This window comes from Methylibium sp. (assembly GCF_031393925.1).
Classification (GTDB): domain Bacteria; phylum Pseudomonadota; class Gammaproteobacteria; order Burkholderiales; family Burkholderiaceae_C; genus Methylibium.
The window spans coordinates 1-14,540 of sequence record NZ_JANMWL010000248.1 but is presented as its reverse complement, the minus strand read 5'-3'; the positions used below and the strand labels follow the sequence as shown (position 1 = coordinate 14,540).

Here is a 14,540-nt window from a genome sequence, read left to right as displayed (position 1 = left end):
CTCGGGTGGCGAAGGCCTTCGCGTGGCGCGTGAACTCGCGCCCGACCTCGTGCTGCTCGACATGAACCTGCCCGACATGGACGGCCATCAGGTGCTGCAGGCGCTGCGCGCCGACGCGGCCACCGCTGGCATTGCGGTCGTTGCGCTCAGCGCCGACGCGCTGGAAGACCACGCGCGCGCCGCGCGCGACGCGGGTTTCGACGACTACTGGACCAAGCCCATCGACTTTGCGCTGGTGGAGCAGGGCTTGGCCGATAGGCTGGGGCGCGGCCGGTCGTGAGGGCGCCTGCGGGGCCGCCGCTGTCGCGGAGGCTGTCAGCGAGACGGCTGACGAGCGCACCAAGCCGTGGGCTTGCTTCAGCTCGGAAGTGCCGCCCGCCTTCGGTTCGGAGCTTGGCCGTTCTTACTGCGCGGCCCGGCGCGTCGCCGCTGAATCCGTCATTCGTTTGCCGTCATCGTGTTGCCGAAACCACTGCACGGCCGTGCTGAAATCGTCTGTCCAGAACTCGTTCGGGCTTATCGCGACGGGCTGCAATGTGGCTATTTCTCCCGGATTTCGTCCGGGTAGCAACCACCGCCCGAGCGTGTACATGTAGCGGTCCCATCGGGCCACTGATGGCTGCATCGACACCGCGAGCAGGTCGAATTCCCCATACCGATAGGGGCGCGTCTGGTTGTCGTCGCCGTCAGTGCCAGTGCGAGTCTTCTGCGTCTCGACAATATGGACGGCGTCGCCGAAGGCGTAACGCTCGCCACGCTTCACGATCGGCGCGCCACGCTGGCTGCGCTGCAGCTTCACCTGTACCGTCACAGCGCCGGCACCATCGTCCATCTTGTAGTCGTAGGCAAAGTTGCCGATCGGGGTCACGTCCCGCCAGCCCAAAGCATCGAGCGAGCGAACAACGAACTGCCGAAACGCCGCATCGGCGATCACGCCACGCAACATTCGTCGCGTCAGCTCGGGCGCTCGATGCACCGCCTCCAGAATCATCTCGGCCGGAGCGCCGATGATCTCTTCAAACTCGTGGATCAAGTGTCGCGCGCGCAGCTCCTGGAACAGTGCCGCCTGTTCCTCGAGGGAACATTGCGTGAGCAGTTCGCGGATCGCGACAAGGTGCGCCTCACTCACGCGCCGTGCCTTTGGGTCGACCCGCCGGGTTCGGTTCGAACGTCAGGACGTCGGTGCGGTTCACGAATGCGCGTCCGCCGACTTCGAGTGTTCGCAAGCGACCGTTGCTGACCAATTTTGCAATGGCCTGTCGCGACACTCCGCGAAGGCGCGAAGCGTCCGCCTGACTGATCCACGCCGCCGGGTCTATCAGAGATGAATATTGGGTTGACTTTGTCAACTGATTTATTGGTACAATGCAGTCATCGAATGATACGCAACGGTCTTTCAGCGCTTCAATGAACAAACTCATAGCTGCTCCGCAGCCCAGCCTGTTTGCTCCCACTCAGGAGCATCCGCGGGGATTGATTCGAGGGGTGGAGCCGTTCTATGAAACGTCAGCGGGGGCTGCGTACTTGGGCGATTCGCGCGACCTCTTGAAGGCGCTGCCTGACGGGTCGGTGAACCTCGCATTTACTTCACCGCCATACGCGCTGCACTTCAAGAAGGAATACGGCAACGTCAGCAAGGCTGACTATGTCGCGTGGTTCTTGACGTTTGCTCGGGAGATCCACCGCGTGTTGGCTGATGACGGTAGCTTCGTGCTGAACATCGGCGGTAGCTGGAACCCCGGTCAGCCGACACGCTCGCTCTACCACTTCAAGTTGATGATCGCGTTGGTGGAGGAACTTGGCTTTTACCTGGCCCAGGAGTGCTACTGGTACAACCCGGCGAAGATGCCGGTGCCTGCGGAGTGGGTAACGGTGCGCCGCGTCCGAATCAAGGATTCAGTCGAGCACGTTTGGTGGTTATCGAAGACGCCATTCCCGAAGGCCGACAACCGCAAAGTACTGCGCCCCTACAGCGCTGACATGTACCGGCTCGCGAAGAAGGGTGTGAAGGCGACGGTGCGTCCGTCAGGGCACAGCATCAATTCGTCATTCGACAAGATCGAAGCCGGCGGTTCGATTCCGTCGAACGTCTTGCAGGATCAGACTGCGAACGACATGCTCATTGCGGGCAACAACGCGGCCAACGATCCCTACACGATTCGCTGCAAGGAATCGGGCATCAAGATTCACCCGGCCCGGTTCCCGGCCGCACTCCCTGAGTTCTTCATCAAGCTGTTGACCGATGAAGGTGACCTCGTGCTCGATCCGTTCGCCGGCTCGAACACTGCCGGCGCTGTCGCAGAACGCTTAGGCCGTCGGTGGGTCGGGATGGAGTTGCTCGAGGACTATCTCGAAGCGAGCAAGTTCAGGTTCGTCGGGTAACCCGGCACAGGTCCTCGGCACTGGTCGATGTTTGGCAGACGGCGTGCGGTACGCGCGTTTCCCGATTTGGTCTGCGCCGCAACTCTGGTTTGCGCGAGTTGGCGGAGGCGGTGAGATTCGAACTCACGGAGGGGTTGCCCCCTCGGCAGTTTTCAAGACTGCTGCCTTAGACCGCTCGGCCACGCCTCCAACGCGAATTCTCTCACCGCGCAAGCGCTGCCGGCCCGTGCGCATCGCCGCGCGGTCGTTGGCGCCGCCTCAGCGCGTCGGGCCGCACTCCACCTGGATCAGCTCGCGCCGCCCGCCGTCGATGCGCACGGCGCTGAGCCGGCCGCCCCACACGCAGCCGGTGTCGAGTGCCAGCAGATCGTCGCGCTGCACGAGGCCGAGCGCCGACCAGTGGCCGAAGGCGATCGGCTGTCCGGCGGTGAGCCGGCCGGGCGCGTCGAACCAGGGCACCAGGCCCGCGGGCGCTTGGTCGACACCCGCCTTGACCTTGAAGTCGAGCGCGCCGCGCGCGTCGACGAAGCGCATGCGCGTGAGCGCGTTGACGGCAAAGCGCAGCCGGTCGTGGCGGGCCAGGGCGGGGTCCCAGAGCGTTGGCTCGTTGCCGAACATCTGCTGCAAAAACTCGTGCAAGTCCGGCCCGGCCAGGGCGCGCTCCAATTCGCCGGCCAGTTCGAGGGTGAGCGCCACGTCCCACTGCGGCGCCACGCCCGCATGCACCATCAGCCAGCCGTGCTCGTGGACCGCCAGGCGGCGCGTGCGCAGCCAGTCGAGCCAGTGCGCGCGCCGCGGCGACTCGAGAATGCCGCGCAAGGTGTCGCTGCGGTGTTCGGGCCGCACGCCGTGCGCCACCGCCAGCAGATGCAGGTCGTGGTTGCCGAGCAAACAGGTGGCGGCGTCACCCAGGCCATGCAGGCGCTCCAGTACCGCCAGCGACGACGGCCCGCGATTGACCAGGTCGCCCAGCACATAGAGCCGGTCGCGGGAGGGCGAAAAATCGATCAGCGCCAGCAACCTATCGAGCGCGCCGCCGCAGCCCTGCAGGTCGCCCAGGAGGTAGTGCATCGGGGTGATTCTGCTACCCTCGCGCTCCCGCCCCTGGTGCCCCGACTTCGTCGCGCGGCCCGCCCTGCATGGACGTCTTGCTCCTCGCATTCCTGATCCTGCTCAACGGCGTGTTCGCCATGGCCGAGATGGCGCTGACCGCCAGCCGCAAGGCACGGCTGCAAGTGCTGGTCGAAGGCGGCGACGCCGGTGCCGTGGCGGCCCTGAAGCTGCACAACGACCCGACCAGTTTTCTCTCCACGGTGCAGATCGGCATCACCTCGATCGGCATCTTGAACGGCATCGTCGGCGAGGCGGCGTTCTCGCAGCCGCTGGCGGCCTGGCTCAAGACGCTCGAGGTGGCGCCGCGTGCCGCCGACATCGGCTCGCTGGGGCTGGTGGTCGTCATCATCACCATCCTGACCATCATCTTCGGCGAGCTGGTGCCCAAACGGCTCGGCCAGCTTTACCCGGAGGCGGTGGCGCGGTTGGTGGCGCGGCCGATGCGCGGCCTGTCGTTTGCCGCCAAGCCGCTGGTGCGGCTGTTGGCCGGCAGCACCGGTGCGATCCTGCGGCTGCTGGGCATCCACGACACCGGCAGCCGCAGCGTCACCGAGGAGGAGATCGCCGCGAGCCTGGTCGAAGGCGTGGATGCCGGCGTGATCGAGGCGCACGAGCACCAGATGGTGCGCAACGTGTTTCGGCTCGACGCGCGCCAGATCGGCTCGATGATGATTCCGCGCGGCGAGATCGCCTGGCTCGACAGCAGCGCGCCCGTCGCGCAAGCGCTGGCCGTCATGGCCGAGCACGAGCATTCGCGCTACCCGGTGTGCCGAGGCGGCCTGGATGAAGTGCTTGGCGTGGTCGGCACCCAGCACCTGTTGATGCAAGTGACGAGCGGGCGGACGCTCTCGCTCACCGAAGATTTGCAGGCGCCGGTGTTCGTGCCCGAAACGCTGACCGGCATGGAGCTGCTGGAGCACTTTCGCGGTTCGGCCACGCAGATGGTGTTCGTGGTCGACGAATACGGCGAAGTGCAGGGCGTGATCACCCTGCGCGACGTGCTGGAGGCGATCACCGGCGAGTTCACGACACCCACCTCCGACAATTCCTGGGCGGTACGCCGCGCCGACGGCTCCTGGCTGATCGACGGCCTGATCCCGGTGCCCGAACTCAAGGACCGACTCGAACTCAGGCTGCTGCCCGATGAAGACCGCGGTCGCTACAACACGCTGGCCGGCATGACCATGCTGCTGCTCGGGCGCCTGCCGCAAACCGGCGACGTGGTCGACTGGGAAGGCTGGCGTTTCGAAGTCGTCGATCTCGACGGCAAACGTGTCGACAAGGTGCTGGTGAGCCGCATCGACCGTGATCCCGAAGACACCGCAACCGGCACGCTGCCGGGTCTCGAGCCATGAGCACTCCCAAACCTCCCGCATCCAACCCCGCCTTCTCGCTCTACCGCCAGCCGGCGCTGCTCGACCGCACGGCGCACCGCGGCAAGCGCTTGAAGCGCATCGAAGGCTTTGCCCTGGCCGCCCCCATGAACGCCTGCTTCGTGGCGGTGGGCGAATGGGCCGAGGTCGCCAAGGAATACGTGATCGGCTTCGTGCCGGGCAGCGCGCCCGACGCCCAGGGTGCAAGCGAGATGAGCCCGGTGGCGCTGCTCGGCCTGCGCGAGCGCGAGAACCTCTTCGTGGAGGCCGACGGCCGCTGGGACGCGCGCTACGTGCCGGGCTTCATCCGCCGCTACCCCTTCAGTTACGCGCGCACCGGCGAGGGCCAGCACAGCGTGATGATCGACCTGGCGTACGAAGGTTTGAGCGACACCGAAGGCGAGCTGCTGGTGCAGGACGACGGCGCGCCCGCGCCGCAGCTGCAGGAGATGATGAAGTTTCTCGACGCCTACGAGCAGGAGATCGAGCGCACGCGCCTCCTGTGCGCGCGCATCGTCGAGTTGGACCTGCTCAAGTCGGTGCAGATCGACGTGACCTTGCCCGACGGGCAGTCGCTCAACGCCGGCGGCGTGAACGTGATCGATGAAGCCAGGCTCAAGGCCTTGCCCGACGCGGCGGCGCTGGAGCTGCTGCGCAACGGCGCGCTCGGCCTCTTGCACGCGCACTTGATTTCGATGACGAACGTGCAGGGGTTGACGCAGCGCTTGGGACGGCGGATGTAGGGCGCCCGCCGCCAGCTCGGCCGGTGGCATCACCAAATCGCACCAACGCCGCATGCCCGCTGATGTCACCCGGTCGCACGGGTTTTAAGATCGCCCGATGAACACCGCCACCAAATCCTTCGCCTCCCAAGCCGACCTCGAGGAAAAGCAGGTCAGCTTCACCCAGCTCTCGGCGCATGCCTGGGCCTACACCGCCGAGGGCGACCCCAACACCGGCATCGTGATCGGCGACGACTGCGTGCTGGTGGTGGACACGCAGGCCACGCCGGTGATGGCGGCCGACGTGATCCGGCGCATCCGTGAAGTGACCGACAAGCCGATTCGCTACGTCGTGCTGAGCCATTACCACGCGGTGCGCGTGCTCGGCGCGAGCGCCTACCGGCCCGAGCACATCATCGCCAGCCAGGACACCTTCGACCTCATCGTCGAGCGCGGCGAGCAAGACAAGGCCAGTGAGATCGGGCGCTTTCCGCGCCTCTTTCGCAATGTCGAAAGCGTGCCGCCGGGCCTGACTTGGCCGACCCTCACCTTCACCGGCAAGATGACGCTGTGGCTCGGCAAGCTCGAGGTGCAGTTGCTGCAGCTCGGTCGCGGCCACACCAAGGGCGACACCGTGGTCTGGCTGCCCGAGGAGCGCACGCTGTTCAGCGGCGACCTGGTCGAGTTCGGCGCCACGCCCTATGCAGGTGACGCCTATTTCGAGGACTGGCCCGCCACCCTCGGGCGGCTCGCGGCGCTGCAGCCGGCCCAGCTCGTGCCGGGGCGCGGCGCGGCGCTCGGCGCCCCCGCGCAGGTGAAGGCCGGGCTCGACGGCACCCGTGCCTTCGTGACCGAGCTGTACGCGGCGGTGAAGGCTGGCGCGGCGGTGGGAGAGGATCTCAATGCCGTTTATCGCCGCACCTATGCGGCGCTCCAGCCGCGCTACGGTCAGTGGGTCATCTTCGATCACTGCCTGCCGTTCGACGTGACGCGTGCCTTCGACGAAGCCGTCGGCCACCGCGACCCGCGCATCTGGACGGCCGAGCGCGACCGCCAGATGTGGGCGAGCCTCGCGTCCGGAGCCCAGACGGGCACGCTGCGATGAGCCCGACCGGCCCGTCGCCCCCGCGCGCTGCGCCCCCGCGCGGCGCCGATCGAAGCGCACGGCATGCCGTGGTGGTGGTCGGTGCGGGCCCGGTGGGCCTGTCGCTCGCCATCGACCTGGCGCAGCGTGGCCAGCGTGTCGTGCTGCTCGACCGGAACCCGAGCCTGGCAAGCGATGCCGACCGTGCTTTGGTGCTCGCACGACAAAGCTCACGCGCCATCTGCTTTGCCAAGCGCACGCTCGAAATCTTCGACCGCCTTGGCGTCGGCAATGCCATGGTCGAGCATGGCGTGCGCTGGCAGCGCGGCAAGGTGTTCTTCGGCAACGCGCCCGTCTACACCTTCGACCTGCTGCCCGAAGACGGCCACGAGCGCCCGGCCTTCGTCAACCTGCCGCAGTCCTTTGTCGAGGCGCGGCTGGTCGAGCGCGCGTGCGAACTGCCGCTGATCGATTTGCGCTGGGGCCACCGCGTGAGCGCGGTCGAGCGCCAGCCGGGTGGCGTGCGCATCGAGGTCGACACGCCCGAGGGCATACGGGCGCTGCAGACTGACTGGCTCGTCGCCTGCGACGGCTCGCGCTCCGCGGTGCGCGCGGCCATCGGCGAAGAGGCCAGTGGTCGCGTGTTCCGCGACCGCTTCCTGATCGTCGACGTGAAGATGCGCGCGGGCGACGTGTTCCCCGGCGGCGTGGCCGAGCGCTGGTTCTGGTTCGACCCGCCGTTCCACCGCGGCCAGAGCGTGCTGCTGCACCGCCAGCCCGACGACATCTGGCGCATCGACTTCCAGCTCGGCTGGGACGCCGATCCCGAGGCCGAGAAAGCGCCCGAGCGCATTGCCGCTCGCGTGCGCGCGCTGCTGCGCCACGGCCTTGGCCGCGACGTGGACTTCAGCCTCGTGTGGGCCAGCGTCTACACCTTCGCCTGCCAGCGCATGGCGCGCTTTCGGCACCAGCGCATCGTATTCGCGGGCGACGCGGCGCATGGCGTTTCGCCGTTCGGCGCGCGCGGCGCCAACTCCGGCGTGCAGGACGCCGACAACCTCGGCTGGAAGCTCGCCGCGGTGCTGCGCGGGCAAGCGCCCGAGTCCCTGATCGACAGCTACTGCGTCGAGCGCGAAGCCGCCGCCGACGAGAACATCCTGCATTCCACGCGCAGCACCGACTTCATCACGCCCAAGAGCGAGGTCAGTCGCCTGTTTCGCGACGCGGTGCTCGACCTCGCGCGCGAGCACGACTTTGCGCGCCGACTCGTCAACAGCGGGCGCCTGTCGACGCCCACCGTGCTGCGCGACTCGCCGCTGAACACGCCCGACGTCGATGCCTTCGAGGGTGCCATGCACCCCGGCGCGCCGACGGCGGATGCGCCCTTGCAGATGGGGCGGCAAGGCGAGCACGAAGGGCAGGGCGACGAGGGCGGGCACGACGGGCCGGGCGTGCGCGCGAGCTGGCTGTTGCGTGAAGCCGCCCCCGGCTTCACGCTGCTGTTCGCAGGCGAGGCGCCGGCCTGGGCTGCCACGCTGCGGCTAGAGGTGCTGGCGCTGCCGCGCACGGCCGATGCCCAGGGCTGGCTCGCGCGCCGCTACGACCTGCGACCCGGCAACGCCTACCTGCTGCGCCCCGACCAGCACGTCTGCGCCCGCTGGCGCTTGCCGACCGCAGCCGGTGTGCGCGCAGCGCTCGAGCGCGCGCAGGGCCGTTGAGCGCGCTGCGTTTTTGGTCTTTGATTCGCATGCCGCGCGCGTCACCGAGAACCGTCATGACCACGCTCGAAGCTCCGGACGACTTCTACGCCGCGCTGCTCGGCGCGCACCGCGACCTCACGAGTGCACAGAGCCACGCGCTCAACGCCAAGCTGGTGCTGCTGCTGGCCAACGAGATCGGCGTGCAGGCGCGGCTCGTCGAACTGCTGAGCGCGGCGCGCGCGTCGGTGCTGCGGCGGGCTGCCGATCAGATGGGCGATGGCACGAGCGGAGAGAACGACGGCCCGAACGACGCTGCTGCCCCACCCCGCGGCGTGTAAACCCGGCAGAGCGCGGCGGGCGGCGTGCCGCCGCTGTGCTGCGCGAGTGCTCGGGTGGCGTGATGGGCGAGCAGTCGATGGCCCCTGCCCACGATGGCGCACGTGTTTTGCCGCCAACACCTGCGCAAGTGCGTTGCGTCTGACAAGCACGACTGCCACCGTCCTACTGTGGCGCGAGCGCCGCCCGGTTACCTTGCAGGTATGCCTTTTAACGGGCCCATCCAAGGAGTGTCCCCATGAAATTGACCTATCGAAGCGCCCTCGCGACTTGCGGCCTTGCCGCGACCCTGCTGGCTGCCGGCTGCGGCAGCTTGAGTGAAAGAGAGAAGGCAACCGCCATCGGTGCCGGTGTGGGCGGCGTGGCCGGATCGGTGCTGTCCAACGGCAGTGCGGTCGGAACCGTGGGTGGCGCTGCGGTGGGTGGCGTGATCGGCAACCAAGTCGGCAAGCGCAAGGAAGGAAATTAAGCGCCTGATCACCCCTCTTCGCCGCAAGGCAGCAAGGCCACCCGAGGGTGGCCTTGCTGCCTTTGAAGCGTCGCGCCGCCGTTGAGGTTTCGTGCCAGTGCAGGCAGAGTTACCAGCGCGGGTGGGCTACTTCGGGGCGGCGGCCTTGCGTTTGCGGGCCGGGGCCGCGCGCACTCTCGCTTCTGGCGCGGACTCGAGCGCGGCGGGGCGGCCCGTCTTGATCGAGGGAACAGCTCGCAGCGCCGCCAGAAGTGGGGCGTTGGCCATCGCGACCAGTGCCTTGATACCCGCCCTCAGCACTTCGCTTTTCTTGACCGGATGACCAAGCTCGGCAGCGCGCTGCTTGACTTGCGTGAGCGCACCAAACTCTGTCTTCGGGATGGTGAAACTGTCACGAATCATTTTTTCGCGTTTCTTGGGCGTTGCTGCAGAGGCCTTTACCAGCGGCGTCGCCGGCGCGGTCTTCTTGGCGGCGACGGGCTTGCGCGTTGCCGCCGCGCTGGTCGCCTTGGTCTTGGCCGTTGCTGCGGGTGAACGCTTGCGGGTCGTGGTCATGGGGGTCTCCTGTAAAACTGTATAAACAGTATATAGCGTTAAGTTGAACCGGGCCCGGCGTGATGTCTACGAGCCTGCGGACCCGCTCTGGCTGCCGAGCGCGGCGTACGATCATCGGCCCGACCCCACCGGCCTCGAGTCTTTGCCCTATGAACGAACTGGCGGCCTTGCAGTCGCTTGGGTTGGAACTGCCCAGCCCTGCGTACATCTTCGGTGCCGTCGTGTTCGGCCTGATCGGCCTCTTGGCGTTTCGCCGAGGGCGCAAACGCGGGCGCCGACGCACGACGTGGTTGGGTGTCGGATTGATGGTCTATCCCTACGCGATCTCGCGCACCTGGCTGCTCTACGCGGTGGGCGTCGCTCTGTGCGCCGGGGTTTTCTTCGACCGCGAGTGACGCCAAACCCGCTTCAATCGATGCTCGCGCCGTGAAGCCGTCATGCCGGGCGCGTCGGCGTTGCACGTCCTTGCGACGCAGGCGACGTCCTTCGCGCAAAGACGTACCGGCCACAAACAACAAAGCCCAACCTTGTGGGCTGGGCCAAGTTCTCGGTTGCACTGGTGCCGGCGAGAAGAGTCGAACTCCCGACCTTCGCATTACGAATGCGGCAAAAATAGTGTTTGCCCGTATTCATCCCCGTTGATAAACTTCCCACGTTACCTATATAAATCAACGGTTTAGGCCGATTTTGCCGCTGGCCGGTGTTGATTGAAATTCGGGCGAATGTGGGGAATGTGGCTACATGGTGGCTACATGGTGGCTACATGGAAACGGGGTGCAGCATGGCGAGACGGAAGAAAGACGCGCCGATAGACCTGGCCGACAGTCACGAACTGAGCTTCGGATTGATTGACGCGCTGGTGTGCCCTCCCGGCAAGATGCAAGCGTTCCTGCGCGACAAGAAAACGCCCGGGCTTCGGGTGCGCGTGACGGCTGCCCGTGCGAAGTCATATGTGTTCGAGGGCAAGCTGAACCGCCAGACCATTCGCCAGACCATTGGTGACGTGCGGGCCTGGACGATTGAAGGCGCGCAGCAAGAGGCGAACCGGCTGCGCGTGCTGCTGGACAGTGGCACCGACCCCCGCGAGCTTGAGCGGGACAAGCGGGCCGCGAAGGCTGCGATGGAAGCGGAAGCCGCAAGCCGTACCGTGACCGTCGCCGATGTGTGGCCGCGCTACATGGCAGAGGGCAAGCCCAAGCGCCGCAGTGCATGGAAGCCACGCTACATCGCCGACCTGAACAAGGCCGCTTCGTTGGGTGGCGAACCGAAGAAGAGAGGGAAGGGCATGACGAAGCCGGGGCATCTTGCTGCCTTGATGCCGCTGACCCTTGCGTCGATTGACCAAGACGTTATCCGCGAGTGGTATGCATACGAGGGCAAGACCGCGCCGATTCAGGCCGCGCGCGCCGTGGCGATGTTTTCCGGATTCCTTGGCTGGTGCGCCACGAAGAAAGACCTGCGCGCACTGGTGAACAAGAATGCCGCACGGGCCAGCGAATTGGGGGACGTGCTGCCCGGCGTGAACAAGCGCCGCGACGCGCTGGAGATTGACCAATTGCCCGCATGGTTCTCAGGCACCGACAAGCTCAGAACCCGCACCGCCGCCGCGTACCTTCAGGCGCTGGTGCTGACAGGCGCGCGCCGCGAAGAACTGGCCGGGCTGACATGGGCGAACGTCGATTTTCGGTGGCAGAAACTCACCATCGCCGACAAGGTGGAGGCAACCCGCGTTATCCCGCTCACGCCTTACATGGCGATGCTGTTGGCTGGCTTGCCGCGCGTGAATGCGTTCGTGTTCTCAAGCACGATGAGCGCATCGGGCCGCATTGCAGAGCCACGCGCACCACATACCGACGTTCTGGCCGACGCGGGCATCCCGCACGTCTCGATTCACGGGCTGCGCCGCACGTTCTCGTTATTGGGTGAAGCCGCAGGGGCTCCAGCAGGTGCGATTGCGCAAGTGATGGGGCATAAGCCGAGCGCGATTGCCGAGGGCTACCGGCCCCGCTCGATTGATGCGCTGCGCCCGTATCTGGCGCTGATTGAGAGATTCATTCTCGACAAGGCCGGGATAGCGTTCGATGCGACGAAGGCCGCGCCCGGTGGCCTGCGCGTGGTGGCTTGATGTGGGTCGGCATGTAACGTATAATTCACAGACCTGATGCACGATATCCGGACCTACCAAAGCCCGGACGGGAGCGAGCCCTACGCCGATTGGCTGGTTCGATTGGCTGACCGTCAGGCAGGGGCACGCGTGCTGGTGCGCGTCGAGCGCATGGCCGCTGGCAACTTCGGGGACTGCAAGCCGCTCGATGGTGGCGTGTGGGAGTTACGCATCGACTGGGGGCCGGGCTATCGTGTGTACTACGCCCTTGCGGGCCGCCGCGTCGTGCTTCTGCTGATGGGTGGCGACAAGCGGCGCCAGCGAGCTGATATCGCCGCCGCGCTGGGTTACTGGCAAGACTGGCAACGAAGGAACGCACCATGAAACAAGCATCCCGTCCGCACGATGAAACGGTAGTTGACCTGTTGAAGGCAGACCCCGACTTCGCCGCCGTGTACCTCGCCGCCGCGCTCGACGAAGCCGACCAACCTGGGGGGCAATACGCGCTGCTGGCAGCGCTGCGCCAGATTGCCGAGGCGCAAGGCATGGCGAGCGTTGCCGAGCGCGCAGGCATTCCGCGCGAAAGCCTGTATCGCGCTTTGTCGCCGCGTGGCAACCCGACATTGAAAACGCTACTGGCGCTACTGAACGCGACCGGGCTGCGGCTGGGCGCCCACGCCTGATCACTGAAAGCGGAGAAACAACAATGGCACGCATGTTCAACCCCCCGCATCCCGGCCTGACGTTGCGCAACGATGTTTTGCCGGCGCTGGGGCTGACTGTCACGCAGGCCGCGCAACAGCTCGACGTGTCCCGCGTGGCACTGTCCCGCGTGCTGAATGGCCGCGCCGCTATCTCGCCTGAAATGGCCTTGCGTATCGAGGCATGGCTGGGCGTGAAGCGTGGGGGCGAAGCTCGCCTGTGGCTGGCAGAGCAAAGCGCCTATGACGTGTGGCAAGCCGCGCAGAGGTTCAAGACCAAGCCGATGCACGTTCAACCCGCGCCGGTGGCCGCCTGACCGTTTCGCCCCTGCCTACCTCGACGGAGGGAAAAGCCGGACTCCTTCACCGGCCTGGCAAGGGCTCCCATTTGAAGGCTGACACCTGAAGGGGTGCAATGGAACCGAAGAAGTATTCGTGTGCATCGTTGCGAGCAATGTGCGGGAGGCAAAGCGTCAAGGAAGTCTTGCCATGGCACGACTTGAAGGACGACGGGTTGTGGCTTGCCGAGCGCGAACGCTTCATCGCGTTCAACGAGCGGGAGGTCATGGAGTGGCACCCACGGAGAAACAGCAAAGTGCCTGCGCTGCCGGTGCCCTTCTCCGCGTATGAGCTTGCAGCATTCTTTCTGGCCGGTGGCGGAATATTTCTGCACGAAGTTTTCGACAACGGCGATTCGCTGGACGAAGCCGCATTGGCTGCATTGGGCAATAACGCCGACGACGAGCGCGAGGCGCTGCGAGAGGCGCACCGGCTGTACCTCGAAGCCAACAGTCGCTTCGGGCGGGACGATGAAGGCGTGCGCAAGGCCGCCGAGTGGCTGCTGATTGATGCGCCCGTTGCCTCGGTGAGAGAGACAGCGCCGCGTCGCCGCGAACGCCTGCTGGAATGGTTTGAGGTCGAAGTCGAAGCAGCCGGCGAGCATGGCGCACTTGAGCGAGTGACCACCCGCGACAGGCTGAAGCGGCCGACCGCCGACCGGGCCAACATCGGCAGGGACATTGCCAAGGCGCGAGAAGAGCGAACCGCGGCGATTCGCGCTGGGGCAGTGTTTGCTGGGCTGAGCAAGTAACCCGGGAACTACCCGCAAAGTACCCGCAAACTACCCGGACGGTTGCCCCGTTCACCTATGACCGCTTGACCGGGTAGACCTACCCCGTTTGACGGGGTGCCATACCCGAAGGTCCTGATTGGGTTTTCAACACGCCGCAACGGCTAAGGAAACCCAAGTATGCAAACAGCAACGCATCACAGCACGGAAGCAAGGGAGGGCGTGACAGGCCCGGCCTTCGTCGCCGCGCCCGCTGACTTCGTACCGCTTAATCTCGAAACTCGCTCGCACGTCTCGACCGCCGTGATGTGTCGCCACCTGAACCGCAAGGAGCAGACGGCAAGAGGGTGGGCAAGCGCCGAGACATTCCCCGATGGCCTGCGCCCGCTGCGCGTCATGGGCCGCCTGGCCTGGCCCGTGGCGGGAATACGCAAAGTCCTTGGGGTGGCGCAGCAATGAAAACGCCCGCCATCCCCGAAGGAAAGACGAGCGCCCGGTGGGCCGATTACCTCGACCGGCTGCACGCTGGCGTCGGGCAACCGGACGAGCTGGCCGTCATTGTCGCCAACCTGCGCGGCGAAATGCTGCGATGGTTCTGCCGGCTGTTACAGAAGGCGATGGAGAGGATGCGCAATGGCTGACCCCATCAACGCGTTCCGCGAGGCGATCCGCACCGGGCTCGGCAATGCGCCCCTCGAGATCGAGCCGGGCCGCTTCCATCGCTTCCCAACCAACGAGCGGCGCGGCGACCTGGCCGGATGGTGCAAGCTGTTCGCCGACCTACGAGGCGGCGTGTACGGCTGCATGCGGCAAGGTGTCAGCGAAGCATGGGCGGCAGCCGACCGGCGCGGCATGACTGGTGCCGAGCGGCTGGCGTTGACCCGCCATATCGAGGCGGCGACCAAGGAGCGCGAGCGGCGGCATCGCGACGA

The 14,540-nt window shown here is 66.2% G+C and carries 19 protein-coding genes, 1 tRNA gene and 1 pseudogene; 17 read left to right on the top strand and 4 right to left on the bottom strand.

Features of this window, described 5'->3' with window-relative positions:
* A partial coding sequence (locus tag RMO12_RS13130; protein ID WP_309639629.1) for a response regulator occupies window positions 1-280 on the top strand: 280 nt, incomplete at its 5' end.
* A gap of 123 nt (window positions 281-403) precedes the next feature.
* On the opposite strand, the gene RMO12_RS13125 is transcribed toward RMO12_RS13130, so the two are convergent.
* Window positions 404-1,129, bottom strand: coding sequence for a hypothetical protein (locus RMO12_RS13125; protein ID WP_309639628.1), 726 nt, complete (start codon window positions 1,127-1,129; stop codon window positions 404-406).
* A 278-nt stretch (window positions 1,130-1,407) separates the two neighbouring features.
* On the opposite strand from RMO12_RS13125, the gene RMO12_RS13120 reads away from it, so the two are divergent.
* Window positions 1,408-2,382 (top strand): site-specific DNA-methyltransferase, encoded by a 975-nt coding sequence (locus tag RMO12_RS13120; RefSeq protein WP_309639627.1) that lies wholly within the window; start codon window positions 1,408-1,410, stop codon window positions 2,380-2,382.
* A 99-nt stretch (window positions 2,383-2,481) separates the two neighbouring features.
* Here the strand turns inward: RMO12_RS13120 and RMO12_RS13115 are convergent.
* Window positions 2,482-2,571 (bottom strand) — tRNA-Ser (locus RMO12_RS13115).
* A gap of 69 nt (window positions 2,572-2,640) precedes the next feature.
* Complete coding sequence (locus tag RMO12_RS13110) at window positions 2,641-3,453, bottom strand: symmetrical bis(5'-nucleosyl)-tetraphosphatase (protein WP_309639626.1); 813 nt, start codon at window positions 3,451-3,453, stop codon at window positions 2,641-2,643.
* Between the two features lie 68 nt (window positions 3,454-3,521).
* On the opposite strand from RMO12_RS13110, the gene RMO12_RS13105 reads away from it, so the two are divergent.
* The 6 genes from RMO12_RS13105 (at window position 3,522) to RMO12_RS13080 (ending at window position 9,179) form a co-directional block, all read left to right on the top strand.
* Window positions 3,522-4,850 (top strand): hemolysin family protein, encoded by a 1,329-nt coding sequence (locus tag RMO12_RS13105; protein ID WP_309624089.1) that lies wholly within the window; start codon window positions 3,522-3,524, stop codon window positions 4,848-4,850.
* Window positions 4,847-5,611, top strand: a complete 765-nt coding sequence (locus RMO12_RS13100) for a SapC family protein (protein WP_309639625.1) — start codon at window positions 4,847-4,849, stop codon at window positions 5,609-5,611. The genes RMO12_RS13105 and RMO12_RS13100 overlap by 4 nt, the downstream gene beginning before the upstream one ends.
* 97 nt (window positions 5,612-5,708) lie before the next feature.
* Entirely contained in the window at window positions 5,709-6,695 is a 987-nt protein-coding gene (locus tag RMO12_RS13095; RefSeq protein WP_309639624.1) for an MBL fold metallo-hydrolase, read from the top strand.
* Window positions 6,692-8,392, top strand: coding sequence for an FAD-dependent oxidoreductase (locus RMO12_RS13090; RefSeq protein WP_309639623.1), 1,701 nt, complete (start codon window positions 6,692-6,694; stop codon window positions 8,390-8,392). Before RMO12_RS13095 ends, RMO12_RS13090 begins: the two co-directional genes overlap by 4 nt.
* A gap of 56 nt (window positions 8,393-8,448) precedes the next feature.
* On the top strand, window positions 8,449-8,712 hold the full coding sequence (locus RMO12_RS13085; protein ID WP_405029677.1) for a DUF2783 domain-containing protein: 264 nt from the start codon (window positions 8,449-8,451) through the stop codon (window positions 8,710-8,712).
* A 236-nt stretch (window positions 8,713-8,948) separates the two neighbouring features.
* Window positions 8,949-9,179 carry a glycine zipper 2TM domain-containing protein gene (locus RMO12_RS13080; protein WP_309624094.1) on the top strand — a complete coding sequence of 77 codons (231 nt, stop codon included), beginning with the start codon at window positions 8,949-8,951 and terminating at the stop codon, window positions 9,177-9,179.
* A 126-nt stretch (window positions 9,180-9,305) separates the two neighbouring features.
* On the opposite strand, the gene RMO12_RS13075 is transcribed toward RMO12_RS13080, so the two are convergent.
* Window positions 9,306-9,734, bottom strand: a complete 429-nt coding sequence (locus RMO12_RS13075) for a hypothetical protein (protein WP_309639622.1) — start codon at window positions 9,732-9,734, stop codon at window positions 9,306-9,308.
* A 149-nt stretch (window positions 9,735-9,883) separates the two neighbouring features.
* Here RMO12_RS13075 and RMO12_RS13070 point away from each other — a divergent pair, with 149 nt between their 5' ends.
* The 9 genes and pseudogenes from RMO12_RS13070 to RMO12_RS13030 all read left to right on the top strand — a co-directional run.
* The gene (locus tag RMO12_RS13070) at window positions 9,884-10,129 is read left to right on the top strand and encodes a hypothetical protein (protein WP_309624096.1); all 246 of its coding nucleotides are present in this window, start codon (window positions 9,884-9,886) and stop codon (window positions 10,127-10,129) included.
* A gap of 386 nt (window positions 10,130-10,515) precedes the next feature.
* The gene (locus RMO12_RS13065) at window positions 10,516-11,859 is read left to right on the top strand and encodes a tyrosine-type recombinase/integrase (RefSeq protein ID WP_309639621.1); all 1,344 of its coding nucleotides are present in this window, start codon (window positions 10,516-10,518) and stop codon (window positions 11,857-11,859) included.
* Between the two features lie 36 nt (window positions 11,860-11,895).
* Window positions 11,896-12,222 (top strand): type II toxin-antitoxin system RelE/ParE family toxin, encoded by a 327-nt coding sequence (locus RMO12_RS13060; RefSeq protein WP_309639620.1) that lies wholly within the window; start codon window positions 11,896-11,898, stop codon window positions 12,220-12,222.
* On the top strand, window positions 12,219-12,521 hold the full coding sequence (locus RMO12_RS13055) for an addiction module antidote protein (RefSeq protein ID WP_309639619.1): 303 nt from the start codon (window positions 12,219-12,221) through the stop codon (window positions 12,519-12,521). Before RMO12_RS13060 ends, RMO12_RS13055 begins: the two co-directional genes overlap by 4 nt.
* Before the next feature lie 23 nt (window positions 12,522-12,544).
* Window positions 12,545-12,856, top strand: coding sequence for a HigA family addiction module antitoxin (locus RMO12_RS13050; RefSeq protein ID WP_309639618.1), 312 nt, complete (start codon window positions 12,545-12,547; stop codon window positions 12,854-12,856).
* A gap of 98 nt (window positions 12,857-12,954) precedes the next feature.
* Window positions 12,955-13,629, top strand: a complete 675-nt coding sequence (locus tag RMO12_RS13045; RefSeq protein WP_309639617.1) for a hypothetical protein — start codon at window positions 12,955-12,957, stop codon at window positions 13,627-13,629.
* 159 nt (window positions 13,630-13,788) lie between these two features.
* On the top strand, window positions 13,789-14,067 hold the full coding sequence (locus RMO12_RS13040; RefSeq protein ID WP_309639616.1) for a hypothetical protein: 279 nt from the start codon (window positions 13,789-13,791) through the stop codon (window positions 14,065-14,067).
* Window positions 14,064-14,249, top strand: a complete 186-nt coding sequence (locus RMO12_RS13035) for a hypothetical protein (RefSeq protein ID WP_309639615.1) — start codon at window positions 14,064-14,066, stop codon at window positions 14,247-14,249. Before RMO12_RS13040 ends, RMO12_RS13035 begins: the two co-directional genes overlap by 4 nt.
* Window positions 14,242-14,540 (top strand): annotated as a pseudogene (locus RMO12_RS13030) (hypothetical protein); the annotation flags it as partial. The gene RMO12_RS13035 and the pseudogene RMO12_RS13030, both read left to right, overlap by 8 nt.